Here is a 25,309-nt window from a genome sequence, read left to right on the forward strand (position 1 = left end):
TAAGAAGACCAGGGATAGGCAAAGGGGACAGCAATGCAGGTCGACGACAAGCTGCTCGATTTTTTCAATCGGCCGCTGATGTGCATCATCGCCGTGGCTGACGAGACCGGCCGTCCTTCGGCAGGACGCGGCGTCGGCTTCCATCTGCTGGAAGACCGCGAGACAATCGACGTCATCTTTTCCGCCTGGCAGTGGCCACGGCTCGAATCCTGTATCCGGCAGACCGGGCGGGTCGCCGCCACCTTCGTCAGCCCGTCGGATTACATCAGTTTTCAGCTGAAAGGGTCCGCCGGGATGCGAGAGACGGAAACACCCGACCTCGATCGCTCCGACCGTTTTATGACCGCGGCGACGGACGAGCTCGAATCCCTCGGCGTGCCGCGACGCCTTATCGCGCCTTGGCTGACGGCGCGCCAAGCGCGGGTCGCCCGGCTGGTGATCAGTGAAATCTATATCCAGACGCCCGGCCCGCTCGCCGGCATGCTGGCAGGCACCCAGGTTGGCACGAGGTCTCAATGAACCTGCGGCTTTCCGATCTTTCCGCCTGCTTCGAGGGTGTCATTCCCTCCATCATCGCCACGGCCTCGGCCGATGGCATGCCGAACATATCCTATCTCTCCCATGTGGTGCGGGTCGATGAGGAGCATGTCGCGCTCTCCAACCAGTTCTTCGCCAAGACGGCGGCGAATGTGCGCGCCAATCCCAAGGTCACGCTGATCGTCGTCGACGGGCTTACCGGAGATCAGTTCCTGCTCGACATCGGTTTTGTGCGTTCTGTCGATGCCGGCGCACTGTTCGACAAGATCGCCCGCCAGCTCAAGGCGAGCAGCGCGCAGGTCGGCATGTCGGATGTCATGCGGCTCAGGAGCGCCGATATTTTCCGGGTGCACGGGATCGAAAAGGTTCCCTCGCCGGTGGAAACGGCTCCGCCCATGACCGGCCGTGCGCCTGTCAGCCTTCCCGCCCTTTCCGAGGCGATCAAGGCCATCGAGGGAAAGGCGGAGGCCGATGAGATCATCGAAAGCCTGCTGTGCGGCGTCCAGCACGTTCTCGGATACGATCATGCGCTTGTGCTGATCCATGACAACCATCGCGGCTGCCTGACCACGACCGGCAGCATCGGCTACGAGCGCTCGGGCCTCGGATCGGAAATCGCCGGCAGCGAGGGATTGATCGGCGCTGCGGCAACGAGTGGCCAGACGATCAAGGTCAGCGACATGAGCCGCGTGCGTCGATTCGGCGAAGCGATCGGTCTGGAGGCGGACGGGGCTGAAAATGTCACGCGCATCGTCGCTTTCCCGCAATTGCCGACGGCTATGAGCCAGATTGCCGTTCCCATGACCGTCCGCGGCGCGGTGACGGGCGTACTCTTCGTCGAGAGCACGGAGCGGCTCGCCTTCCGTGAAGAGGACGAGGCTGCTCTCGAAATTCTGGTGGGACAGGCCGCCCGCGCCCTCAGGGCCAGTGAACGGGAGGCGGCAGCCGCCGAATTGAAACCGGTGGTCAGTTTGCCCGAACCTGCTGCCGCCGGGCGAGAAGTCCGCGTCATTCATCACCGCTTCGACGACAGCGTGTTCGTCGACGGCACCTACATAGTGAAGGGCGTTGCCGGCACCCTGCTGCGGCTGATGCTCGATTGGCATCTGAGCGACGGCAGAAGCGAATTCACGAACCGGGAAATGCGGCTCGCGGCCGGTGCCCGCATGCCGGAGATCAAGGATAATCTCGAAACCCGGCTCCTGCTGTTGCGTCGCCGGCTCGAAGAGAAGCAGGCGCCCATACGCCTCGTCCGCGTCGGAAGGGGCCGGGTAAAGCTGGAGGCGGAAGGACCTCTCACACTCGACGCGACCGCAGGCGATTACCCATGAGCTGACAAATCAGGCAGGCAATTTTCTCTCGTGCCGAAGCTGGTGTCAGAAACCATGGTCGGGATAAAATCGACATCGCCCATCAGCCGAAGCTGAGACGTTGAGCCGCTATTGAGGCGAGAACCGACAAGATAGTTGACAGTAAAAGAATGCAGGATGTTGCAATTAGCGAACCTGTCGCGCCTGCTTCTTCCGCAATTCCAGCAACATGACTGATGAGGGAGGCAAATGCTGCTGCCATCGCGACTACGGTTGCCGCACTGAGGAAGATAACGACGGCTACCAAGCCGTCCAGCACAACTTCAATAAAGGGGTTTCCATCGTTCACGATTGAACCTCCACGCTCGCTGCGCTATAGGTCGCCACCCATCCTCCGCGAAAAGTTTATAAGCTGCAACCCTGAATCGTCAGGGTGATGTGGTACGGCCGATGCATCATCAAAGGTGATTCGGCGAGCCTCAGGCGGATTCAGCCCAGCCTTGCTGCGGCAGGTCAGCCACGCTGCTGGACGTGTAGCATGCGCTCGCGTGTCGCGAACCATTCCTCGGCGTAATCGTCGTTCCTGTATTCGTCGAAATAGGGTCCGCCATCTGTGAAATGCACGATCTTGGCGTCATCGCGTTTGTCATATTCGTTGACGAGATAGTTCCAGATGATGGGTAGCTCGCCGATCAGATGGTCGCCGTCGAGCCACTTGAACTGGTGCAACTGCAGTCCGGTTGCGGTGTTGACATAATCAGGCGTCAGCGCCCTGCATTTCGCGTTGTTGAAGAGGATCAGGCTCGACCAATTCTTCTTTTCGTATTTCGTCTGTACCTGGCCGAGAAACTTCGTTTCGACCTTCGGCTGGTAATCGTGTTTCACGCACATGACGGAATAGCGCTCATCGCGCAGCGCCCAGAGCTCGGCGATATCCGTGCGCGCAAGCATGTCGCAATCCATGAACAGGCTCCATCCCTCATACCGACTGAGATAGGGCGTCAGGAAGCGCGAGAAGGAGAACTCGGTCGACTGCAGGGCGTTGCGTTCACGCGTAAACGTGCCTTCGATATTGTGCAGGTAGATTGGCGTAATTCTCACCGGCACGCTCGATTTTTCCAGAATGCTCTGCGATAGCACGTGATGGGCGACAACTTCCTTTGAATCGAAACCAACATAGATGTTGACGATATCGGTCATATCAATTTCTCCTCGGCACAAATCGGTGATTGCATTCAGGAAGCCTGCTTCTTCTGGCGGTCGAGCGCGCGCTGCTTGCGGGTCTTTGGTCGCACCTTGCGGAACGCCTGATCGAGCGCCCGCTGCCATTTGGTGAGTGACATCAGGCCGTCGATGAGGGTCAGCGCATGATCGAGCCGCGTCGAAAGCGCGTCGTTGATCGCCGCCTGGATCTCCTCGTTTTTCGCATCCGGAAATTGCCGGGTCAGAAGATCGAAGCGGGACGACCCGGCATGTTCGGCGCTTGTGATGAGACCCCTTTGCGCCAGAAGCCTGAAATAGATCCGTTCGAATGTCCAGTCATGAACATCGAAGACCTTCCAGCGCGCACTCCGTTTCCCGGAGAATCCGGCGAGCACGATCTTCGGCGTCAGCTGAAGCTCCCGCATCCACGCAACCAGCGCAAAGCCGCTCGTCGGGATTTTATCCGGCGGATAGTGGCCCGACATCAGCGTCTCCAGATCACTGTACATGACTGTCGCACCCTTGAATGCGCCGACGGGGCTGAAGCGCTCCTCCGGTGCCGTACGGACATTCAGAACGCCCAGAAACTTGTCGGAAGTGAAGAATTTCAGGACCTCGTCCACCTCCCGCCGATGGACGATATTGGCGCCCATCATACCGCTGCGCGCCACAAGAATGGCATGCCCGGGGAAACTGTCATCGAGAACCTTGTAGACCTTGTTGAAGAAGACGAACAACGTATCGCTAGGAAACTCCGTCCTCATCGACTGCGGATCGAGCGCCTCGCTATTGGCGACCAGAACGATGTGCGAATAGCGATTGAAGAATGCGCGCCACGCATCGGGGCCTTGCGTGTGAAAGACGGGGCTTCCGGAGTTTTCGGATCCGGGGCTCCTTTCAGCCCTAGGGACCTCACTCGCGCCAAAATGTGCTTTCAGTTGTCGGGCGCGGTTCATCGCGCCGGCGCGCTTGCCGAGCGCCAGGAGATAGTCGGCCGCCTTTCGGAAGCCGCTGCGCTGGCTGACAAATCCCGACCACGGCGTTTTCGAAAGCATATTCTTATAAATCTCGGCATAGACCGACTGTCCAGCCTGCACCGAAAACTGCCACGGCTTGCGGCGTCCGGTGAAATGCAGGAGCGCAGCATTGCGGACATACGGCATGATCCCGGTCTGCACATTCCAGCGGTTGTCCAGCCTTTGCCACGTCCCGCGAAAGGCAATATTGAGAATGTCCTGGTCGTTGGAGGCAAAGGATCGCCCTGATCTGAGCAGGGAACGCGCCATCTCGAAAAAGCCGCCGGCCCGGATAGCGGCGCAATCTATGAGAAGGACCCCGGCATTGAAATATCCCGACCCCGGGTCGAGGCCGAGCTCCCGCTCCAGCTGTCCGATCTTGTCGGGGAAGGCAATGCGGTAGTCTTCAACCGCACCGATCGCCTTGCCGTTGAGATCGATATCGAAGAGTGGATCGACATTATCGACGGCCAATATATCCGCATCAAGGTAAAGAACGCGCTCCAACTCCTCGCCCATCAGCTTGTCGAGATAGAGGCGCGCAAGCGTCGACTTGTGCCAGCGGCCTGCTGTCTCGGGCGTATCGGTGGGAAAGGTGAAATCGACGACGTCGATATCGATGCCGTTGACGGCGTTGAAGGTCGCAACCCGAGCTTTCTGGTCCTCAGGCAAATCGATGCCGACAATGATCGGCTTGATATCGTTCCTTTGACTGTTGCGTCCGACAGACAGAAGCGCGCAGCAGGCTGCCGGAAGCATTCGCGCATCCGTGAACACGTATATGGCTTTGCTACGTATAGGAACCGACATCCCACCCCCTTGAGATATGCAGTATTGAACGACGACAGGAGCCTTATTCGAGATTGGATCTTCAATGAAAATTCGGAAAAGCCAGCTGAACTCAACCGCGGTAAGGCTCAAACATTTGTGCACAAGAGAGTTTTGTCAATGCCATCAGGGGGGTTTTACCTCTTTTGGTATTCGCGGCAGTCTCGCCGACAACCGGCACGGTGAGGAACGTACGGCCCGCGTGAGCGCAGGCGTCAAGAGCGAGATCGACATCGAGGATCTGCGCGGTGAGAAGATCATCTCATTCCCACGTCAGAGCCTCCCCTACAGCGAGCGCCATTTCGCGAAAAAATTCGAGGAGCATGATCTGACCGACGATGTCAGCTATACCCGCGACGACACGTTTTCACTGATGTCGCTGGTCTCTGCCGGTCTTGGCGTCGGCTTCGTGCCGGAATGGACGCAGGATCTGTCGAACCGCGGCTTCGATCTCAAGAAGGTGAGGGGCATCGATTTCAGAATAGGGCTGGTTGTCGCCTGGATAGGGAGGATCCGACCGCCGCGCGCGACGGCATCATCGATATCGCACGATCGCGGTGCGGCCGGGCAGGTGAGGTGACCTGCGGAAAGAGCGGCCGATGACCGGCTTCGGATTGCTTATCGCACCGGACCGTCAGTCCTCAGCAGCGTGCGGATCAGCGCCGCTTGGCTACGCACGCCATTTATGACTGGCGAAGTCGAAATCGGCTCCGCTCTTCAGTGTGGCTTGATGTCGGAGGAGGTAATCCACACCCGTCCATCATATGCCAGTTCGCCGTCTGAGAACTTGCGATCGGCGATATCCTCATAAACATGAAGATACTGAAGGAGCCCTTGCATAACGTCGCCTTCACCGGCAGGCATTGCATCGTCGGTAATGCATACAGCCTGGTGCAGGTTTCCTTCCGTCATGATCAGGACAGCGTGACCGCCATAGAGGCGAATTTTACCGGGCACAGTTACGAGCGACATGGCACCCTCCTCGAAAATAGCAGGACAATATTGCGTCGCTTTCCGGACGCTAAGGAGCCATGGTTAATGAAAGGTTAACGCTTATCAATTCTGCAATCAGGAGAGGCTACCACACTAAAAGGTCGTAACATATTCTCCGGTCGCGACCAACCAAACGCGCAGCTCCAGGGGGAGCGTTGGCGGTTTCGCGCGCGTTCAGAATGGGTTGGCGAGTTCGATCTGGCTCAATGCTTCGCTCAAACAGCTCGGTACGACGATCGGCCCGGTGCTGAAGACCGTGTCCACGATCCTGCCTGCAATGGAGCCGAGCCTAAGGAAACGCTCATGCTCGGCGGCGTCCGATCGATACTCAATGAAGGCCCTGCAGCCGATTTCGCCGCTCACTCAACAATTCACGTTGAACCAGCTCTCTCGCTTCGTTCGACAGGCCATTCGGCCCGGATAGTCCGAGCTCGACTAACCTCGCCTCGATTATCCGGGGAACGCTATCTGCTTCGTGCTGGCAGAGCCGCACCAGCCACTTCCATTCGTCGTTCGTCATGTCCCTTCGCACGACCATCAACTGCCTCCCCAAGGACGATCATATTTCTTAGACTACCACAATTCTCGGGGAAGGGCAGCTATGTCAGCCGCCTCACAATCGGGCTTCCGGGCTCCTCTGGAAGCCCGAGCCGAATTCATGCCACGCGCTTCAGCGCGTCGCCGATCTTGGAGACAATCGTTTCGATCTCGCTCTTCTCGACGATCAGAGGCGGGGATAGGGCGATGATGTCGCCGGTGACGCGGATCAGCAGTCCCTTTCTGAAGCAGTCGACAAAGACGTCGTAGGCACGCGTGCCCGGCGCTCCGTCTCGAGGTGCGAGTTCGACTGCACCGACAAGGCCGAGGTTGCGGATATCGGTGACATGGGGATGGCCCTTCAGCGAATGCAGGGCTTCCTGCCAGTGGTCGGACAGGTCCGCGGCACGCGTGAGCAGCCCTTCCTCCTCGTAGATGTCGAGCGTGGCGATGCCTGCAGCGCAAGCGACCGGGTGGCCGGAATAGGTATAACCATGGAAGAGCTCGATCGCGTTTTCCGGACCCACCATCAGACCGTCATGGACCTTCCGGCTGGCAAAGACCGCGCCCATCGGGATCGTGCCGTTCGTCAGGCCCTTCGCCGTCGTGACCAGATCCGGAACGACGCCAAAATAGTCGGTTGCAAATGGTGTTCCAAGCCGACCGAAGCCGGTAATGACCTCATCGAAGATCAGGAGAATGCCGTATTTGTCGGCCGTGGCGCGCAATCTCTCCAGGTATCCTTTCGGAGGGAGGATGACGCCCGCCGAACCTGACATCGGCTCGACGATAACGGCGGCGATCGTCTCGGCCCCGTGCAACTGGACGAGACGTTCGAGATCGTCTGCAAGTTCGACGCCATGGTCCGGCAGGCCTTTAGTGAAGGCATTGCGTTCAACGTCGAGCGTGTGGCGCATATGGTCTGCGGGAATCTGCGGGAACATCCGGCGATTGTTGACGAGGCCGCCAACCGAGATGCCGCCGAAACCGACGCCATGATAGCCCTTCTCCCGGCCGATGATGCGGGTCCGGGTGCCCTGGCCGATTGCCCGCTGATAGGCGATTGCGATCTTCAGGGCAGTGTCGACCGATTCTGAGCCGGAACCGGTGAAGAAGATCCGGTCGAGCTTCGCATCGGCGCCGCCGGGTGCAACTTTCGCCAGTCTGACGGCGAAGTCGAAGGCGATCGGATGCCCCATCTGGAAGGTCGGCGCAAAATCCATCGTCGATAGCTGGCGCTCGACGGCCTGAGAGATTTTCTTGCGGCCGTGCCCGGCGTTACAGCACCAAAGGCCCGCCGTTCCATCGAGAACGCGGTTGCCGTCGACATCGGTGTAGTACATGCCCTCGGCGGACGCGAGCATACGGGGTGCCGCCTTGAACTGGCGGTTTGCCGTGAACGGCATCCAGAAATTGTCGAGCACCGGAGCGTTCGTCTTGCTGATCTGATCCATCTTGTCCTCCATTGGTTGCAGGAAACGTCCGCTAATTTCCCTGATCGAACAAGTCTTTTTCATTGGGTGCATAAGCTATTGATTTTACGAACTTGTGTTCGTAGAGTTTTCGGTATTTTGAACAACGCAAACGGTGCATGCATGTCGTTTGATATCGGCAATCGTCTTCGCTATGTCCGAACCGCCCACAAGCTTTCGCAGCGCGAACTGGCAAAGAAGACAGGGGTGCGAAATTCGACGATCTCGCTCATCGAATCGAACGCTTCGAATCCCTCGGTCGGCGCGTTGAAGCGCATCCTGGATGGCATTCCGATCGGGCTTGCGGAATTCTTTGCGCTGGAGCCGGAGAGGCCCAAAAAGGCCTTTTACGCTGCCGAGGAACTGGTAGAGATCGGCAAGGGCGGCATCTCATATAGGCAGGTCGGCGAGAGCATGTTCGGCAGGAACCTGCAAATACTGAAGGAATGCTATCAGCCGGGTACCGACACAGGGAAGGTGCCCCTCGTCCATGAAGGCGAAGAAGGCGGTATCGTCCTCGTGGGGCGGCTCGAAGTCACTGTCGACAATGAACGGCGGATCCTCGGGCCGGGCGACGCCTATTATTTCGAGAGCCGTCGTCCGCATCGCTTCCGATGCGTCGGTCCCGTTGCCTGTGAGGTCGTCAGCGCCTGCACACCCCCGACCTTCTAGGGACGGCCCTCAATGCGGGCAAGAACCCGGTCAAGCGCATCGTGGAGCTTCCGACGAAGCCGCTATTTGCCATCGTCATGGCTTACTCCGGGGCAAGGATTGTTACACAGCATCAGCTTTCAGTCTCGGAAATGCCGCACCCGAAAGCTTGTCGAATACGTGGACACGATGCTGCTCGACGACAAGCTCGAGAGTTGATCCGTCTGCGATCGCCACATGATCGGGAAGATGGATAACCGCAGAGGTTTCGCAGGATTCGACCGTGCCATAGACATAGGTTTCCGTGCCGATGCTTTCGGCATAGTCGACATGATAACGGACGCGAAGACCGTCGCGGGTTCGATCACGCGCCAATCCGAAATGACTGGGACGGACGCCAAGCGTGACTGCCTGGCCGATCCGGGCATCAGGGGCCTCCAGCGGCACGTTGAGCGCACCGAATCCGGGCACCTGCAGGGCTATCCCCCCCGGGCCGCAGGAAAGCAATTCGCCTTCGAAAAAATTCATCTGGGGGGATCCGATGAACCCCGCGACGAACCGGTTCGCCGGCGTCTCGAAAAGCTCCAGGGGCGTGCCGATCTGTTCGACACGGCCGGCATTGAGCACGACAATGCGGTCCGCCATCGTCATCGCCTCGATCTGATCGTGCGTGACATAAATCATCGTCGCGCCCAGGCGCTTGTGGAGCCGGCTGATCTCGCCTCTCGTCTGTACGCGAAGTGCTGCGTCAAGGTTGGACAGCGGCTCGTCGAAAAGGAACAGCTTGGGGTTTCGAACGATGGCTCGTCCGATCGCGACACGTTGCCTCTGTCCTCCCGACAGCTGTTTTGGACGCCGCTCAAGAAGTGGTTCAATCGCCAGCATCCTGGCCGCTTCCAGGACGCGGGCATCAATTTCGGCCCGCGTCATTTTGAGGTTTTCGAGGCCGAATGACAGGTTTTTCGCGACGGTCATGTGCGGGTAAAGTGCATAGGATTGAAACACCATCGCAATTTCCCGTTCGCCAGGGGCTGCCTGCGTAACGTCCTTGTCGCCGATCAGGACGCGCCCGCCCGTGACGTTCTCAAGTCCGGCGATCAATCGCAGAAGGGTGGATTTCCCGCAGCCGGATGGGCCGACCAAGACAACGAATTCACCCTCGTTCACATCAAGATCGATGCCGTGAAGAATACCGAGGTGGCCAAAGCTTTTTCTGACATCGTTCAATCTCAAACCGGCCATGTCCACTGTTCTCCCAGTAAGCTATTTCGAGCGAAGGTCGCTGATCGAGGCATAATCGAGCCGGCACTTTGCGGGGATCGAATTAGTTCGTCAAGATGACGAACATGAATTTTGCGTTTGCAGATGTTTCCATCCAGAGCGCGTCCGTCCGGATTCGCTTTCAAATGAGATGGGCGGACGCGTCGCTCCCGGGTGCGGATCGTACTCAGACCGGCGGCGGGAGACGCCGTTGCTCGGGAAGGGCCTGCGGAGAAAAGAGAAGGTTGTGCAGGTGGTTGAGACCGATGGCGAGCGCTCCGATTAGTGTCGCGCGGCTGCCGAGGGCGCTGGCTTCGACCGTTATCCTGCGCCGGCTGGCCTTGGCGATGCCTTCGCGAATGCGCTGGACCATCAGCGGATGGCGACCGATGCTGCCCCCAATGATAATGATGGTAGGATCGACGATGGCGTTCACGGACACGATCAATAGCGCCGCGATGTCCCCGACTTTCCGGATAACTTTGGCTGCAATCGGATCTTCCTCTTCGGCAAGCCTTAGGATATCTCGAACGGACGTGTCCTTGGCGCCACCCGAACGCTGGTAGAAGTCGCTGATTCCTTGCGCTGCAATGGCGCATTCCAACGCCCCGCGTTCTAGGCTGTCCTCGGAATAGGGATCGGCTCCGAACGGCAGGTAGGAAATCTCGCCGGCGGCGCCGCTCGCGCCACGCATCAATTTGCCGTCCTGAAGCACGCCAAGGCCGATACCTGTACCAAGCGAGATGAATGCCACCGTATCGATGGCGACGGCGTGGCCCTGCCAAGACTCGCCTATAGCGGCTGCATTGACGTCATTCTCCAAGACCACTGGACAGGCAAGCCGATCTGCGAGCGTCCTGGCAATGTTGATGCTGCCGAGATCGACAAGGTTCGGGGCCATCGACAACGCGCCGGTCGTGGGTTCGACGACGCCAGGGGTTGCGATAGCGGCCACCAGGACATGCTCGCGCGCCACTCCGCTCTCGGCAAGGATTCGAGCGAGCGCTGCCTCAACCTGTTCCAGCTGATGATAGCCACCACGACGGTCGGAGGGATATTCAACCTCTCCAACGATGTGGCCTACGATGTTGCCGAGCACGACCCGCGTTGTCGTTGCGCCCATATCGACGCCGACCGCATAGCCGGCAGTGCCGTTCACCTCGTAAGTAATGGCGCTGCGGCCGATGCGGCCGGTCGTAACGCCTTTTTCGCGAACCCAGCCGGCTTCTTCCAGAGTTCTGATGACCTCGGACATTGTCTGCTTGGAGAGCCCGGTGATCTTCGACAGGTCCGCCCGGGATGTTGGGCCGGTATGCAGCAATACGTCCATGACGGCGCGAACCGAAATCTGTCGCAGCACGGGAGGTGCGTTCTCAGTCAATGCCATGAGCCAAATATTCCGGTCGATATACGGTTCCGCTTTTCGTCTGCTTCTGCTTTTTCCACGAATGCCCGCCAATTTCAAACTGGTTGTTGACAGACCAAAGGCTCACCAATAATAAATTCGTCAACCTGCCGAACAAATATATAAAGAGAGCTGCGTTTGTCAAATATTTCAACTATCGCGCCAGATCTGCGGCCGGCGGTTGGCAATCGCCGCACGAAAGCTCTGGGTCTCGTCGCCGGCGTTGACCTTGGTGGCACGAAGGTGCTCGCAGGCCTATCCGACCTTGACGGCGACCTGTTGGCGACGATGGAAGAGCCGACGGCGCACGGCGAAGGCGCTCCCGTACTCGAGCAAATTGTGCGCATGATCCTGACCCTTGCGGAGAGGCACCGCGATCGTGGTCCGCTGCTCAAGGCGGTCGTTGGCGTGCCGAGCGCCGTTTCGCCCTCCACTGGTCTTGCCTCCTTGTCGCCGAATCTCGCAATCCCCGCGGACCAGCCGCTTGCTCGGCTGCTTGAGGCCGGGTTGCCCTGTGGCGTGGTTGTCGAGAATGACGTCAATCTGGCAGCATTTGCCGAGGCGACCCTCGGAAAGGCGCGAGATTGCGCTTCCGTGGCCTTCATCGCCTTCGGGACCGGGGTTGGTATGGGGCTTGTTATCGACGGCAGGCTTTTTCGCGGTCACCACGGCCGCGCCGGGGAGCTTGGTCTTCTGCCGCTCGGCACAAATCCGCACGACGCCGCACCGAAAGCAAGGGCAGGCCTCTTCGAGGACCAAGTCGATTCGCCGGCCGTTCGTGCTCTCTATCGAGATGGAACCGTGCCGGTGAGCGAGATCTTCCTCAGAGCGGGTTCAGGAGACCGGGAGGCGTCCGCTGCCATCGCAACGCTCGCAAAGTCCGCATCGGTCGGCCTCGCGTCCATTCAGGCGGTCTTCGATCCGGCATTGATGGTACTCGGAGGCGGCATCGGCTCGCGCCCGGAATTCGTCGAACTCGTCTCGCAGCATATGTCGTCCCTGCTGCCGTTTGCGGTGCAGATTGAACCGACGTCTCTCGGTCCGGAGGCCGGAATGCGCGGTGCCCTGATGCTTGGATTGCACGAACTTTCCAACCAGACAGCCGCATAAGAACAGGAACTCGCCCATGACGAAGCCACGTACAAAACCGCGTGTCCTTAGCCCGCTTGCCGATGGGCAACTCGTATCGGAAAAGCCGGTCCTGCTGCCGTTCATGGCACCGCGCCTGCAGGGTGATTGCTGGCCGGACGGCAAGATCGAAATTTCTGTCTGGGGCTGTGGAAAGATCGCGAACCTGACCTTCAGCGGTTGGCGTGGGCCTTTCACCTATGCCCCGAACCGCGTCGAGACCCGCGGCGGCGGCCTTTATGTGGCCCAGTCGGCACCGGTGCTGTTTTTGAAGGGGGCGAAACTGCAGACACTCGTACCCTCGCGTCGTTGCGCTTGGTGGGGAAGCACCACGAAACGCGAACCGGTCGAGCGGCTGGGTGACCGGCGGATTGCCCGAACGGGATGGGGTGTCGCAATCGCCGAGCAACGGCCGGCCGGCATATTCCTCAGTGCAGGCGCATCGATCGAAGAAGCCACCAGGGCTCTCGACCTCGCTCAGGAGGACGTGATTGCGGAAGCCGACGCCTATGTAGCGCGTTGTGATGAGATGCCTGAGGCCTCTCCGCTGATGCGCAGCATGGTTTCGCAGAGCCTTCATGCCGCACTTTCAAGCATTCGTCAGGACGAGCATGGTGGTTTTGGCGGCCTCGCCGCCGGCCAGGCCTACAGCGCACCGGCACGAACCTATTATCGCGACGGGTACTGGACGCTTCAGGCCCTGCTGGCGCGCGCACCCGATGCCATACGCTCGCAGATCGAGCTGCTGGCGCGCGGCATACAGCCCGATGGGGAGGCGCCGAGCGGTGTCATCCTGACCGGGCCGGCACAGGCCGAAGAATGGGAGAAGGTTCGCAGATCGCACCCACAGATCAAAGAGGAGCACCTGCGTCCAGGAGATTGGTGGAGCGACCACTTCGACAGTCCGTTGTTCTTCATTCTGACGATCGGCGACTATATCCGTTCGACGGGTGACAATTCTCCGCTGTCTGCCCATTGGGACAAGGTCGTTGCCATCCTTGATCGCTACTACGCTTTGGATGCGGCCGGAAACGGCCTGCCGGTCAAGCCTGCCCACGATCGTGATTGGGCCGACAACGTCTACCGCCACGGCTACGTTTCATACGATATCGGCCTGTGGGTCGGTGCTCTCGACGTGATTGCCGCTTACAGCGGGGCAATTGACGAAAATATTGCCGCCAAGGCTGCCGCTACCGCCAAAAAGGCTCGGGCATCGATTGACGACGTCCTTCTTCAGGCCAGTGGAACCTATGCCGACTATGGGACAAAACAGGATTTCGTCGAGGATCATCTGACGCTCGACAGTCTCACGCTGCTTCGTTACCGAGCCGTTTCGGCAGAAAGCGCAACAAGGGTTCTGACCAAGGTGGCGTCGACCCTGGAAAGCCGCAGCAACAGTGATCAGCCCTATGGTGACTGGGGCGTCATGTGTGCCTTCCCGCCCTTCAAGCGTCCAAAAGACACCCGCTCAAAATCGGCCTTTGCATATCGCTACCACAATGGATCGGACTGGCCCTACCTGTCGGGTCTTTATGCCGAACAGCGCCTGGTATACGGCCTTGAGGATGCGGAATATCCGCTGCTGCGCTGGTGGGAAACCTGCCTGGAAGAAGGGTGGATGGGCGCCGTCGAATATTTTGCGCCGCCATGGGGGCGCGGCTCGCTGCTCCAGGGATGGAGCAGCATGCCGGCGATGGCTGCCCTTGCCCACAAAGACAAGCTGCGTTTGGCGATGAGCTGAGACGTCGGCTCCGCAGAGCATCGCCACGACCTGGTGGAGGCGGGGCAAACAATGCAAAAAAGCCGCCCGGAGGCGGCTTTTTCATTTGCTCGGGACCGGCTTTTGCTACTCTTTGGTCGCTCCGGCCATCAGCCCGCTCATCAGCATCCGCTGAAGGGCGGCGAACATGACGAGCACTGGCAAGACCGAGAGTACCGACATCGACAGCAGTCGGGGCCAATTGATGCCGAATCGTCCAACCGTATTGGCGAGCGCGACCTGGACGGTCCATTTGTCCTGATCGGTGATGATCAGGAACGGCCACAGGTAGTCGTTCCAGCGCCAGACGAGGTTGAACGCGAGAAGGGTACCAATCGCTGGGATCGAGAGCGGTACGATGATGCGCAGGAGGATACGCCACTCGGGCGTTCCGTCGATCCTGGCGGCCTCCAGAAGACTGTCGGGGATGTTCGTAATGTACTGCCGCATCAGGAACACCCCGGTCGGCGTCGCGGCGGGGGCGATGATAATGCCTGCGAGCGTATCGAGAAGATGAAGATCGCGCAGGACAAGAAAGACCGGGATCATGACGATCTGCAGCGGCACCATCAGCGATGACATGATCAGCAGGAAAAACAGGGTGTCGCCTTTGAACCTGAATTTCGCAAGCGCATAACCCGCCATGACGCTGATGGTGACGGACAGCAGTGCCGAGAGCACGGAGACGATCGCCGAATTGCGAAAGAAGACGAGAAATTTCGCCCGCGACACCGTTTCGATGAAATTCTGCAGCGTTACATGGGCCGGAAAAATCGTCGGCGGCCACTGGAATATTTCCTGTTGCGATTTCAGCGACGACAGGAAGAGCCACACCGGCGGCATCAGGAAGACGAAGAGTGTCAAGGCCACGAAGGCGAGCCGCCAGGGCGAATAGATTTGTGTCATGTCTGGCTCCTCGACAGGCGCAACTGGACGATCGTCAGCAGCAGAAGAATTGCAAAGAGAACCATCGACTGGGCAGCAGCAACGCCGGCCTGCATCGGCTTTTGAAATGCCGTGTCGTAGATCGTCTGGATCAGATAGACCGTCGCCTTTCCTGGCCCGCCCCCCGTCAGAGATACGACAAGCTCATAGACCTTGAAGGCCTCGATCGAGGAGAGCACCAGAACCACCGCCATTGTCGGCCTGAGGAGCGGCAACGTTATATGTGTGAACTGGCGCCATTTGCTGGTGCCATCAATTGATGCGGCTTCATAGTAATCCGCCGAGATCGCGGTCAGGCCGGCAATGAAGATCATCATGTTGAAACCGGCTTGAGCCCACACCCAGGCGATGATCATCGCAATCTGAGCCATGGTATCTTGTTCGAGCCACGGAACGGGGGCAATTCCCGCCAGCGACAGCAGATAGTTGACGAGACCGTTGTTCAGGCCGAAAAGCCAACGCCACGAGACGCCGATGATCAGCAGGCTGATCATCGAGGGGAAAAAGACGATCGTCCTGATAACCGCAAAGAACCTCGTCTGAGGCGAGAGAAGCAGCGCCAGCGCCAGGGAGGCGACGATGTTCAGCGGCACCGCGATAACAACGAAGGCAACTGTCTTGACGAGCGACGTCTGAAAGTCGGCGTCGCTCAAAAGCCCCAGGAAATTATCAAAGCCCACATATTGCGGAAGAGTGCTCGGCACCTGCGGGACGACTACCACGCCTCGCTTGAAGAATGCCATCATGAGGCCCTGGAGAAGCGGATAGAGAGTAAAAGTAACGAGCAATGCGATCGTCGGCAGCATCAGCAGATACGGCCAACTGAGATTGAAAAGGCTGTTGCGCCGGCCTTTCGGCACCGGGTGGAAACCCAGTGCCGAACTGCCTTGTTGCGGGATCGTCGCCGTCACTTGCTCGCCTCAAGCGAACTGTCGGCGGCTTTCTTGATCTGCGTGATCGCCTCTGCTGAGGAAATCTGACCGGCGACAGCCTGAGTGACGGCGCTCTTGACCGTACCCCAGACGGCCTGCATTTGCGGCCAGGCCTGATCGGTCGCCGCATAGACGGGGCTCGCGTTCAGTTCGTTCTGCATCGCGGTGATCGCCGCCGTCGCAGCCGGATTGTCGTACTTGACCGGCGGTGCCTTGAGGTTGGCGGGGATCATGCCGAAGGTCTTGGCATATTGCGCCTGGATCTCGGGCGAGGTGACCCACTTTATGAACTCGACGGCTTCGGGCAGATGTTGGCTGGTGTTGAAGGCGACGATGTAATCGCCACCGTAGATCGATGACGCAACCGTCCCGCGCGGCGTCGGTCCGGCCTGCCAGGCGAATTGCGCATTGGTTGCTAGGCCGGCGATCTGCCAGCTGCCGGACATATAGGCTGCTGCCTGACCTGCAGTGAAAAGCTCCTTTGGATTGTCCGAGCTCGCGCCGCTCCATAGGCCGGGTGGCATGGCTGCCTTGGTGATGTCGATGAATTTGTCGAGCGTGCTCGTCCAGGCCGCCTCGTCCATCACGACCTTGACGGGTTCCTTCTCCGTGTAGATGTGATTGCCGTATTGATATTCGTGAACGATCCAACGGCTCGCCGAAACATCCCAGACCAGCGGATAGCGGGTGCCGGATTTCTCTGCGACCTCCTTGATCTTCGGAATGAACTCTTCCCATGTCCAGCCGGTCGCCTGGTCCGGGATGGCAACGCCTGCCTTTTTGAAGGCGTCAACGTTCAGGAAGATGCCAGTCGACGTGACGCGCAGGGGCGCGGCAATCACTTTGTCGCCAAGCTTGGCTCCATCGGCCCAACCCTTGACGAAGTCGTTGATCCATTCCGGTCCGATCTCCTTGCTGAGGTCTGCCAGGAAGGGCCTGATGACCGGCTCCATGGAGGATGTCAGAGACAGATCGGGCATGATCCCCGATGCAGCATATTGCTGGAATTTCTGGATCATCCCGTCATAGGGTGTAATTTCCAGGTCGAAGGTCGTTTCGGGATGCAGCTTCGTGTACTGATCGAGGAGTGCGCGCGTATCCGCTTCCTCCTGATCGTTTTCGACATACCACACGAGCTTGAGTTCAGAGGCAGCGGCGAAGGACATTGTCATCGCCAGGGCGCTGGCGGTCATTAGAATTGTCTTTAGCGTTTTCATAGTTCTCCCTCTCTGGCTTGTCATTCTGACATCCGAAATGAACGGCCTGCAACTGAACTCCCCAGGCCTTTGTTCGTAACCATGACGAATTAAATACGAGTTTTGCGGACTGTCAACACAACACATTCGGTCCGGCGAGATTTAGTTCGTCCTGTTGACGAATAAATGGCGCATGTTATGAAAACCCCAGAATAAGCGCAGGCCAGAATAGGCGGAGGTATGTGATGGAGATATCAGTCGAAGCGGTGGACGGCGGTATTCAGATGGCGCTTGATACGATCGCGGCAGCGGGAGGGGGAACGGTCTTCCTTCGTCCGGGCCGTCACTCCACAGGCGCGCTCCGATTGGGAAGCGATGTTACCTTGCATATCGAGGACGGCGCTGTCCTCGCATTCGTGGCCGATTATGAGCGCTATTCCGAAAATACCGTCAGCGTGTACGCTGAGTCCTCAAACCGCGCCTATATCGTCGCACAGGGCGCAATGAATATTGCCATCGTCGGCAAGGGCTCGATCGATGGATGCGGCGATGCCTTCCACACCGGCTTCGACGAGGGGGTGGGCACCTTCACTCCGGCAGCCGAACGCCCGCGCGTGATCGTTTTTGAGGATTGCACGAACGTTCGTTTGGAAGACGTCCACATAACGGATTCGCCTATGTGGACGATCCATCTCGTGCGCTGCCGCGATATCGTCGCGCGTGGGCTTCGCGTCTCCAATAACCGCCAGCTCCCAAATACGGACGGGATCGTTATCGACAGTTGCAGCGACGTCACGATTTCTGAAGCCGTCATTCGCACCGCCGATGACGGTGTGTGCCTGAAGACGAGCTTGAGCGACAAAGGAATTGGACGCTGCGAGCGGATCGAGATCTCCGATAGTGTGATCGAGAGCAAGAGCTGTGCTCTCAAAATCGGCACGGAGAGCTTCGGCGATATATCTCAGATCCGATTCCTGCGCTGCCGGATCGAGAATTCGAACCGTGGTCTTGGCATCTTTTCGCGCGATGGCGGCAAGATTGAAGATGTCGTCTTCCGCGACATAGAACTCGATTGCAGCGAGACGCCTGATGGGTTCTGGGGCTCCGGCGAACCGTTCACGATAACCAAGCTCACGCGCCGCCCGGAGCGCCCCTCAGGAGCAATCCGGACGGTGCTGGTCGAGAACGTCTCGGGGCGAAGTCACGGCGCCGTCAATCTCTTTGCCGAGGAGCCGGGCGGTATCGATGGGATCGTTCTGCGCGGGATCGATATCAAAATGGACGAAGGGCCGCTTGGCACCGCAAAGCGGTACGACTTGCGACCGACAAATGCCGATCTGGCGCCGCCGAAAGGCGCAGAGGGGCGTGGCAACGCCTGGGTGCGAGGACAGGACGGAAAGATCGTCGGGCTTTTCGATTATCCAGAGGGATTGCCGGGTGTTTTTGCACAAAATGTGACGGGCCTCGAGTTGGAAGATATAACGATCCGTCGGCCCGAACCGCTGCCTGCAGGATGGAACCCAGCAACAACAGTGCTGATCTCCTGAGGCCGGCCTAGCCCCTTTTCGACGCTGAATGCTTGGACAAGGAGAAAATCATCAGAAAATTTGTGATATTGTGATTTATACTTGTTCCAATTTTGTGAGTGTGCGATCCTTCTAGACTGAAGCCAACGATTTCGACGTGCTTCACGTGAGAGGGTGTTCAATGGCGCGCATTACGCTCAGGCAGTTGCTGGATCACGCGGCAGAGGAGGGCTACGGCGTTCCCGCCTTCAACATCAACAACATGGAACAGGCGCTTTCCATCATGGAGGCCGCTGATGCGGCCCGCGCCCCCGTCATCATGCAGGCATCACGCGGCGCGCGCGCCTATGCGCATGACATCATGCTCAAGCACATGATGGATGCGGTCGTCGAAATCTACCCGCATATCCCGGTTTGTGTGCATCTCGACCATGGTAACGACCCGGCCAGCTGCATGACAGCCATCCAGGCGGGCTTCACCTCGGTCATGATGGATGGCTCGCTGAAGGCGGATGCGAAGACACCCGCCGACTGGGACTATAATGTCGACGTGACAAAGCGGGTGACCGAGATGGCCCATCTCGGCGGCATTTCCGTTGAAGGCGAGCTCGGCGTGCTTGGCTCTCTGGAGACCGGGATGGGAGAGGCCGAGGATGGACACGGCGCGGAAGGCAAGCTGTCTCATGACCAGCTGCTGACCAACCCGGACGAGGCGGTGAAATTCGTGCGCGAAACACGGGTCGATGCCCTGGCGATCGCCATGGGGACCTCGCACGGCGCCTACAAGTTCACGCGCAAACCTGATGGTTCGGTGCTGGCGATGAATGTCATCGAAGAGATCCACCGCAAGCTGCCGAACACGCACCTCGTCATGCATGGGTCGTCGTCGGTGCCGGTCGAGCTGCAGGAGATCATCAACAAATACGGCGGCCAGATGAAACCCACCTGGGGCGTACCGGTCGAAGAGATCCAGCGCGGCATCAAGAACGGCGTGCGCAAGGTCAACATCGACACCGATGGCCGGATGGCCATGACCGGGCAGATCCGCCGGGTCCTGCAGGAAGATCCGAGCGAATTCGATCCCCGCAAATATCTGAAGCCGGCAATGGCCGCGCTCACCAGGCTTTGCAAGGAGCGCTTCGAACAGTTCGGCACCGCCGGCATGGCCGATCGGATTACGCCCCTTCCGGTTTCGGCGATGGCAAAGCGCTATGCATCCGGCGCGCTCGACCCGGTGTTCTCCTAGATCTCATCGACTGACGGGGCGGACGCTTTTTCCCGTTTCGATATCCGGTGTCCCGGCTGCCAGCGTCTGGCCGTGAAACGCCTTGAGCAGGGAGACGACATCATTGATCTCACGCTCGACACGCGGAGCATCCCAGCCGAGTGCTTTTGCGACAATGCCGGCAATATCCGTCAACCCTTCGTAGGTCAGCTGGCCCTCGATTGCGATCGTCGTGCGCCGGAGCACGATATCGGAGAGGTGGACCACAAGCTCATTGCGTGCGATCCAGTCGATCTCCCGGAAACTATAGTGTTCGGCAGCTGATAGGCGCCGCTCGTCGGAATGATCGGAAGGGAACATTGCCATCGCCTCGGCCGTCGTCCCGTAGCGGTTCAGAAGTTGTTCCGCGCGTGCGGCAGTCATGCCGGCAGCCTTCGCGATCCTGTCGACGAAGACCCGTCTCGCCTGCGCGTCGGCCGGAAATGCCTTTCCGCCGCCAATCGGAAGGTAACGGGTCGACTGCTTGCGCGAACGCTCCAGCCGGGAGAGAACGGTGTCGGCAACCTCCTCGGCAAAACCGCGAAACGTCGTCCATTTGCCGCCGACGAGCGACAGGATGGCAAAAGGCCTTTCGCCGTCCGGTTCGATGACCGGGGCTGAATGGTCGCGGCTGATCAGGCCAGGGGCAGTTCCGTCGGAGGCCGGAAGCGGCCGGATGCCGCTATAGGTGTAGACGATCTGGTCGCGATCGAAGCGCAATGTCGGAAGCAGCGATCGCAAGCTCTGCAGGAAATAATCGATTTCCGGGTCCTCGCAGCGCACATTGTCGGGATCCCGGCTTGGGATATCCGTCGAGCCGACGAGCGCCAGTCCGAGATAGCCGTAGACCAGGCAGATGCGGCCGTCATCGGCCTCGAAATAGATCATATGGCCGTTCAGGCTGCGCACCAGTTCTGGATGATCGATCAGGACATGGGAGCCCTTCGTACCGCCGATCAGGCGCGAGGGCGCGCCGAGTGCTTCGTTGACATGATCGATCCACGGCCCGGCCGCGTTCACGACGAGCCTGGGCCGGACCGAGAATTCAGCTCCATCCTCTTTTCGGAAAGACAAGCGGCCTTCGGATCTGGCCGTCAGGGTGGCAAAATTTGCCGCGGCACAATGTGGGTTCGCCTCAAGTCCATCCCTGACGAGTTCGTAGACGAGGCGTTCCGGCCGGCTGATTTTTGCATCGTAATAAATCCCGCCGGCAACGATGTCCGGCGTGACATGTGGCATTTCCTGCCTGGCCTTCCTTTTCAGGATCAGGCGGTGGCGCGGCATCACACGATCGCGCGAACCGAAGAAGTCATAAAGGGAAAGACCGATCTTGATGAGCACGGCTCCGCGGCTGCGGGGCGCGGTCTTGGAACCGGCCAATGTCCTGAGTGCCGCCCAGATGCCGCGTGTCCAGGAAAAGACCGGAATGAATGTCGGCAGCGCCTCGACGCAATGCGGTGCGTTTTTCAAGAGCAGATTACGCTCCAGAGTGGATTGGGCGACCAGGCCGAATTCCCCGGTTTCCAGATATTTCAATCCACCGTGTATGAGGCGGGAGGGTGCTGCACTCGTTCCGGAACCGAAGTCCGACTTGTCGACGATCATGCAGCTGACGCCCTGTAGCGCCAGGTCGCGAAACAGGCCGGCGCCATTGATGCCTGCTCCGAGGATGACGACGTCAATGTCGTTCTCGCTTGTATCCGGGCTGCGCTCGAGAGGGGTGAGGGTCATGGCACTGTCGTCCTAAACTGCGGCACCTGCCGCGCTTTCCGGTGCAAGGCCAGCGATCTTTGGCCAGAGCGGCTTCATTGTTTCGGCGATCTCCAGGAACAGCCGGTAGCGCTTCTCATAGTCGGCGCTGCGGATGGGATTTGGCCTGCAGGTTTCGCCCTGTTTTTCCGTCGTCGACGCGCTTTGCGGATCTGCGTAGATACCGGCGCCTGCGCCGGCGCAAAGTGCGGCTCCCCAGGCGGCGGCCTCGTCGGCGCCGGTCACCGTCACCGGCATTGCAAGAACGTCGGCAAACATCTGGACGACGGCGGGGTTGCGCGATACTCCGCCGGCAAGCCGCGCCTCCGTGAAGGCAAAGCCGTCGCGCAGCGCATCGACATGGATGCGGTGGTTGAATGCGATCCCCTCCAGCACGGCGCGCAGCATGTCGCCGCGGTCATGCCAGCCGCCGAGTCCGAAGAAAGCCGCGCTTGCCGAAGCGCCATAAGGCGATCCGTAGAGATAGGGATGGAAAAGTACGGGAGAGGGGCGCTCGAAAGCCGCGTCGATCTCGGATGCGAGCAGAGCGTGGATGGATGTGCCCTCGGCTTCGCAACGTGCCCAATCGCCCGCGCATAGTTTTTCGATGAACCATTCGTAATTCGCGCTTGATGCAGGCGAAATCGACATGCTGTTCCAGACGCCCGGTGCAATTCCGTTGCGGCAGAACCAGCGTCGATCGACGCGCGGCTCAGAAGACAGCGTCTCATTGATCGAATAGGTGCCGGCAATGACGGCAACGACACCATCGGCATAGCCACCCGCGCCAAGGGCGGATGCCGTAACATCGTGCAAGCCGGCAGCCACCGGCGTGCCCTCGACAAGGCCGGTCAAGCGCGCCGCATCGGCTGTGATGTGTCCAACGATCTCGTCCGAGCGTGCAGCAGGCGGCAGAGCGCCAACAAGCGCCTGCAAGCCGAACAGACGCAGGGCGTCCTCGCTATAGTCTTGTGTCCTTACATTGGTGAATGAGGTGCTGGCTTCGGTCCGATCTGTACCGACAGTGCCGGTCAGGCAAAAGCGCAGCCAGTCCTTGCAGCTCATGATGTGGCCGATACGCCTGAACCGTTCCGGCTCATGGTCGCGCATCCAGGCCAGCAGCGCCGACGGCGCGGAGACATGCGGGACTTGACCTGTCAGCTCGATCGCCTCTTCGGCGACCTCATTCTTCATCCACTGATCGACGATATCGCCTGCGCGGCTGTCCAGCGATACGATGCCGTTGCCAAGCGGCATCCGCGACTGATCCAGCACATAGATTCCGTCGCCATGCGCCGTTGCCGCGACGGCCTGGATATCGTTTGCCGGCCGGCCGCTGAGAGCGATGGCCTCGCGGATCGCTTCGACCGTTGCGATCCACAATTCGTGCATGTCCCGTTCCACGAACCGCGGCCTCGGGATGAGCTGGGTCACGCGCCGCCTGGCGACAGCGATGGGTGTGCCGTCTATATCGAAAATGACGGCCTTCGTGACAGTCAGGCCACTATCGATCCCGAGAAGGCTCGGCATGCGTATTCACCTTTCTATCGTGACCGGGCAGTCCGGTCACATGCGTCCGCCACTGGTCCTGGCAACGACGACATTGATATCCCTGGACCGCATCCGATCGATGTGGACAGGCAGCGTCTTGTCGTCGACGATGACGACGTCGAATTCATCGAGCGCCGCGAAGCTGTGAAGCGCGCGCCGTTCGAACTTTGTATGGTCGGCAAGCAGGATGCGTTTGACGGAACAGTCGAACATGGCACGCTTCGTATCGACGGTTTCGGGCGATTGGTGCAGCACGATCCCGTCGCTGATGGCGGACATCGAGATGAACGCGATATCCGCCCGCAGACCCTTGATCTCACTGATCGTCATGCGCCCCATGAAAGCATTGCACCAGTTGTAATACTGGCCGCCGAGCGCCAGCAGGGTGACATCGTGCATGCCGGTCAGCGCATTCATCAACGTCAGCGAGTTGGTGATGGCGGTGATCGGCACTTTTGCGGAAAGGTGCGATGCCATCTGTAATACGGTCGTCGAGTCGTCGAAGAAGATCGCCTGTCCCGGCTCCACGAATTGCATTGCCGCCTCTGCAATCACCTTCTTTTCCGCCGACTGTCGGCTCGAGCGGTAGACATCGCTGGACTCGATCAGATTGGTGGCCGCCGCAGTGACGATCCCGCGCGTTTTCCTGAAGATCCCGCGGCTCACGAGCTCATCCACATCGCGATGCGCCGTCATCAGGCTGATGCCGAAGCGGTCGGTCAGATCTTCGATCCGCATCGAACCCTCGCTCATGACGGCCTCCGCGATCATGCGCCGGCGGGCGACCTGGCGTGTCTGGCGGCTGTCGCTGGTCAACTGGTCCAACAGCTCATCGCCCTGATTGGTCTTCTGTGTCACGGGTCACCCTTGTCGCTGAATTCCATACCCCAGCTTCGTATAGTGATTGCCGTGCCAAGGCAAAGAAGGCGAAAGCGGCTTGATGTGGTTGAAAGGGTCAAGAAGGGCGCCCGGTCGGGCGCCCTCCATCGCATTATTGGGCCAGAACGAATGGGCCGGTATACTTGTCGATATTGTCCTTGGTGATCAGCAGGCAATCGAACAGCTGCTTTTCGCTCTTGGCGCCGGTGCTGCCCGTCTTGATGACGTTATCAGCCTGCTTGACGGCCTCTTCGGAGAAGACGGCAACGGGCTGCAGGACGGTGTACTGCAACTCGCCTGCCTTGATCGCGGCGACCGCATCCGGTGAGCCGTCGAAGCCGCCGACCTTGACGTTGGCAAGCTTGCCGGCTTCTTTCAGCGCTGCGATCGCGCCGAGTGCCATTTCGTCATTGCCGGAGATCACGCCGATGATGTCGGGATTGGCCTGCAGCATGGACTGCATCTTGTTGTGACCCTGGGTGCGGTCCCAGTTGGCGACTTCCTGGGCGACCTTCTGAAGGTCGGGATACTGTGTCAGGACGGTCTCGTAGCCGTTGGAGCGCGTGGCGGCGTTGTTGTCAGACGGTGCGCCCAAGAGTTCGGCATACTTGCCCTTGTCGCCGACCGCTTCGACCCACTGCTGCGCGCCGATCGCCGCGCCCTGGGCGTTGTTCGAAACGAGCTGCGCCTTGGCGAGGCCCTCCTGGTTGATCTCGGCATTGACGAGAATGACCGGGATACCGGCGGCAACCGCCTTCTTGACCGCGCCGATCGAACCGTCGGCATTGGCCGGATCGAGGATGATGGCGACCGACTTGTTGGTGATAGCCGTGTCGATCAGGTTGCTTTCGGTGTTGGTGTCGCCCTTATGCGCACTGACCGAGGCGGTGTAGCCGAGCTTTTCGGCTGTCGCCTTGGCGACATTGCCTTCCGTCAGCCAATAGGGATTGGATGGATCATTGACGATGATCGTCATCTGGCCCGCCGCCCAGGCGGAGCTGACGAGGATCGGGGCAACAGCTGCGGCTGCCAGAAGAATGCGCATGCCTTTCTTAAACATAGTCTCTCTCCCTTTGTGAGTTCAGGTGCTGCCGGAAACCGGCGGTGCTTTCCGCGATCGGCCTTTTGGAAATCCAGGTGCCGTCGTGGATAAGTTCTGCTGCTGACG

22 protein-coding genes and 1 pseudogene are annotated in these 25,309 nt (G+C 59.4%); 8 read left to right on the plus strand and 15 right to left on the minus strand.

The window, feature by feature from the left end; translation table 11 throughout:
* The first annotated feature begins 33 nt into the window (after positions 1–33).
* The gene (locus FHT87_RS00545) at positions 34–519 is read left to right on the plus strand and encodes a pyridoxamine 5'-phosphate oxidase family protein (protein WP_183733981.1); all 486 of its coding nucleotides are present in this window, start codon (positions 34–36) and stop codon (positions 517–519) included.
* Positions 516–1,868 (plus strand): GAF domain-containing protein, encoded by a 1,353-nt coding sequence (locus FHT87_RS00550; protein WP_183733978.1) that lies wholly within the window; start codon positions 516–518, stop codon positions 1,866–1,868. Before FHT87_RS00545 ends, FHT87_RS00550 begins: the two co-directional genes overlap by 4 nt.
* 82 nt (positions 1,869–1,950) lie before the next feature.
* Here FHT87_RS00550 and FHT87_RS00555 read toward each other — a convergent pair whose 3' ends face one another.
* The 3 genes from FHT87_RS00555 to FHT87_RS00565 all read right to left on the minus strand — a co-directional run bounded on the left by FHT87_RS00555 (position 1,951) and on the right by FHT87_RS00565 (position 4,825).
* Positions 1,951–2,196: a hypothetical protein gene (locus FHT87_RS00555; protein WP_183733975.1), complete on the minus strand. Its 246-nt coding sequence runs from the start codon at positions 2,194–2,196 to the stop codon at positions 1,951–1,953.
* Between the two features lie 164 nt (positions 2,197–2,360).
* Complete coding sequence (locus FHT87_RS00560; protein WP_183733972.1) at positions 2,361–3,047, minus strand: glycosyltransferase; 687 nt, start codon at positions 3,045–3,047, stop codon at positions 2,361–2,363.
* Between the two features lie 35 nt (positions 3,048–3,082).
* Entirely contained in the window at positions 3,083–4,825 is a 1,743-nt protein-coding gene (locus FHT87_RS00565; protein WP_183733969.1) for a glycosyltransferase family 8 protein, read from the minus strand.
* A gap of 286 nt (positions 4,826–5,111) precedes the next feature.
* On the opposite strand from FHT87_RS00565, the pseudogene FHT87_RS00570 reads away from it, so the two are divergent.
* Positions 5,112–5,497: pseudogene (locus FHT87_RS00570) on the plus strand (LysR substrate-binding domain-containing protein); the annotation flags it as partial.
* Positions 5,498–5,611: 114 nt separating this feature from the next.
* Here FHT87_RS00570 and FHT87_RS00575 read toward each other — a convergent pair.
* From FHT87_RS00575 to FHT87_RS00585, 3 genes are all read right to left on the minus strand, one after another.
* Positions 5,612–5,866: a hypothetical protein gene (locus tag FHT87_RS00575; RefSeq protein WP_183733966.1), complete on the minus strand. Its 255-nt coding sequence runs from the start codon at positions 5,864–5,866 to the stop codon at positions 5,612–5,614.
* Between the two features lie 195 nt (positions 5,867–6,061).
* Positions 6,062–6,250 carry a hypothetical protein gene (locus tag FHT87_RS00580; protein WP_183733963.1) on the minus strand — a complete coding sequence of 63 codons (189 nt, stop codon included), beginning with the start codon at positions 6,248–6,250 and terminating at the stop codon, positions 6,062–6,064.
* A gap of 293 nt (positions 6,251–6,543) precedes the next feature.
* Positions 6,544–7,878, minus strand: a complete 1,335-nt coding sequence (locus FHT87_RS00585; protein ID WP_183733960.1) for an aspartate aminotransferase family protein — start codon at positions 7,876–7,878, stop codon at positions 6,544–6,546.
* 141 nt (positions 7,879–8,019) lie between these two features.
* Between FHT87_RS00585 and FHT87_RS00590 the strand changes: the two genes are divergently transcribed.
* A complete protein-coding gene (locus FHT87_RS00590; protein WP_183733957.1) occupies positions 8,020–8,568 on the plus strand; it encodes a cupin domain-containing protein in 549 nt (182 codons plus the stop codon).
* Between the two features lie 102 nt (positions 8,569–8,670).
* Here the strand turns inward: FHT87_RS00590 and ugpC are convergent, their stop codons facing one another.
* Entirely contained in the window at positions 8,671–9,789 is a 1,119-nt protein-coding gene (gene ugpC / locus FHT87_RS00595; protein WP_183798615.1) for a sn-glycerol-3-phosphate ABC transporter ATP-binding protein UgpC, read from the minus strand.
* 205 nt (positions 9,790–9,994) lie between these two features.
* Complete coding sequence (locus FHT87_RS00600) at positions 9,995–11,194, minus strand: ROK family transcriptional regulator (protein ID WP_183798617.1); 1,200 nt, start codon at positions 11,192–11,194, stop codon at positions 9,995–9,997.
* Positions 11,195–11,350: 156 nt separating this feature from the next.
* Here FHT87_RS00600 and FHT87_RS00605 point away from each other — a divergent pair, with 156 nt between their 5' ends.
* Complete coding sequence (locus FHT87_RS00605; protein WP_183798619.1) at positions 11,351–12,322, plus strand: ROK family protein; 972 nt, start codon at positions 11,351–11,353, stop codon at positions 12,320–12,322.
* Between the two features lie 16 nt (positions 12,323–12,338).
* Positions 12,339–14,081, plus strand: a complete 1,743-nt coding sequence (locus tag FHT87_RS00610; protein ID WP_183798621.1) for a GH116 family glycosyl hydrolase — start codon at positions 12,339–12,341, stop codon at positions 14,079–14,081.
* A gap of 105 nt (positions 14,082–14,186) precedes the next feature.
* Here FHT87_RS00610 and FHT87_RS00615 read toward each other — a convergent pair whose 3' ends face one another.
* The 3 genes from FHT87_RS00615 to FHT87_RS00625 are packed head-to-tail and all read right to left on the minus strand — an operon-like array spanning position 14,187 to position 17,169.
* Positions 14,187–15,005 carry a carbohydrate ABC transporter permease gene (locus FHT87_RS00615; RefSeq protein ID WP_183798623.1) on the minus strand — a complete coding sequence of 273 codons (819 nt, stop codon included), beginning with the start codon at positions 15,003–15,005 and terminating at the stop codon, positions 14,187–14,189.
* Positions 15,002–15,955 carry a sugar ABC transporter permease gene (locus FHT87_RS00620; protein WP_183798625.1) on the minus strand — a complete coding sequence of 318 codons (954 nt, stop codon included), beginning with the start codon at positions 15,953–15,955 and terminating at the stop codon, positions 15,002–15,004. The genes FHT87_RS00615 and FHT87_RS00620 overlap by 4 nt, the downstream gene beginning before the upstream one ends.
* Complete coding sequence (locus FHT87_RS00625) at positions 15,952–17,169, minus strand: extracellular solute-binding protein (RefSeq protein ID WP_246699544.1); 1,218 nt, start codon at positions 17,167–17,169, stop codon at positions 15,952–15,954. Before FHT87_RS00625 ends, FHT87_RS00620 begins: the two co-directional genes overlap by 4 nt.
* Positions 17,170–17,417: 248 nt before the next feature.
* Between FHT87_RS00625 and FHT87_RS00630 the strand changes: the two genes are divergently transcribed.
* On the plus strand, positions 17,418–18,719 hold the full coding sequence (locus tag FHT87_RS00630) for a glycoside hydrolase family 28 protein (RefSeq protein WP_183798629.1): 1,302 nt from the start codon (positions 17,418–17,420) through the stop codon (positions 18,717–18,719).
* 160 nt (positions 18,720–18,879) lie between these two features.
* Positions 18,880–19,944 carry a class II fructose-bisphosphate aldolase gene (gene fba / locus FHT87_RS00635; RefSeq protein ID WP_183733929.1) on the plus strand — a complete coding sequence of 355 codons (1,065 nt, stop codon included), beginning with the start codon at positions 18,880–18,882 and terminating at the stop codon, positions 19,942–19,944.
* Positions 19,945–19,947: 3 nt separating this feature from the next.
* Here fba and FHT87_RS00640 read toward each other — a convergent pair whose 3' ends face one another.
* From FHT87_RS00640 to FHT87_RS00655, 4 genes are all read right to left on the minus strand, one after another.
* A complete protein-coding gene (locus tag FHT87_RS00640; RefSeq protein ID WP_183798632.1) occupies positions 19,948–21,693 on the minus strand; it encodes a glycerol-3-phosphate dehydrogenase/oxidase in 1,746 nt (581 codons plus the stop codon).
* A 12-nt stretch (positions 21,694–21,705) separates the two neighbouring features.
* A complete protein-coding gene (locus tag FHT87_RS00645; protein WP_183798635.1) occupies positions 21,706–23,241 on the minus strand; it encodes an FGGY-family carbohydrate kinase in 1,536 nt (511 codons plus the stop codon).
* A gap of 36 nt (positions 23,242–23,277) precedes the next feature.
* A complete protein-coding gene (locus tag FHT87_RS00650) occupies positions 23,278–24,120 on the minus strand; it encodes a DeoR/GlpR family DNA-binding transcription regulator (protein WP_183733921.1) in 843 nt (280 codons plus the stop codon).
* Between the two features lie 133 nt (positions 24,121–24,253).
* On the minus strand, positions 24,254–25,201 hold the full coding sequence (locus FHT87_RS00655) for a D-ribose ABC transporter substrate-binding protein (protein WP_183733918.1): 948 nt from the start codon (positions 25,199–25,201) through the stop codon (positions 24,254–24,256).
* Positions 25,202–25,309 lie beyond the last annotated feature (108 nt).

The sequence above is a fragment of the Rhizobium sp. BK316 genome (assembly GCF_014193695.1).
Taxonomy (GTDB): Bacteria; Pseudomonadota; Alphaproteobacteria; order Rhizobiales; family Rhizobiaceae; genus Rhizobium.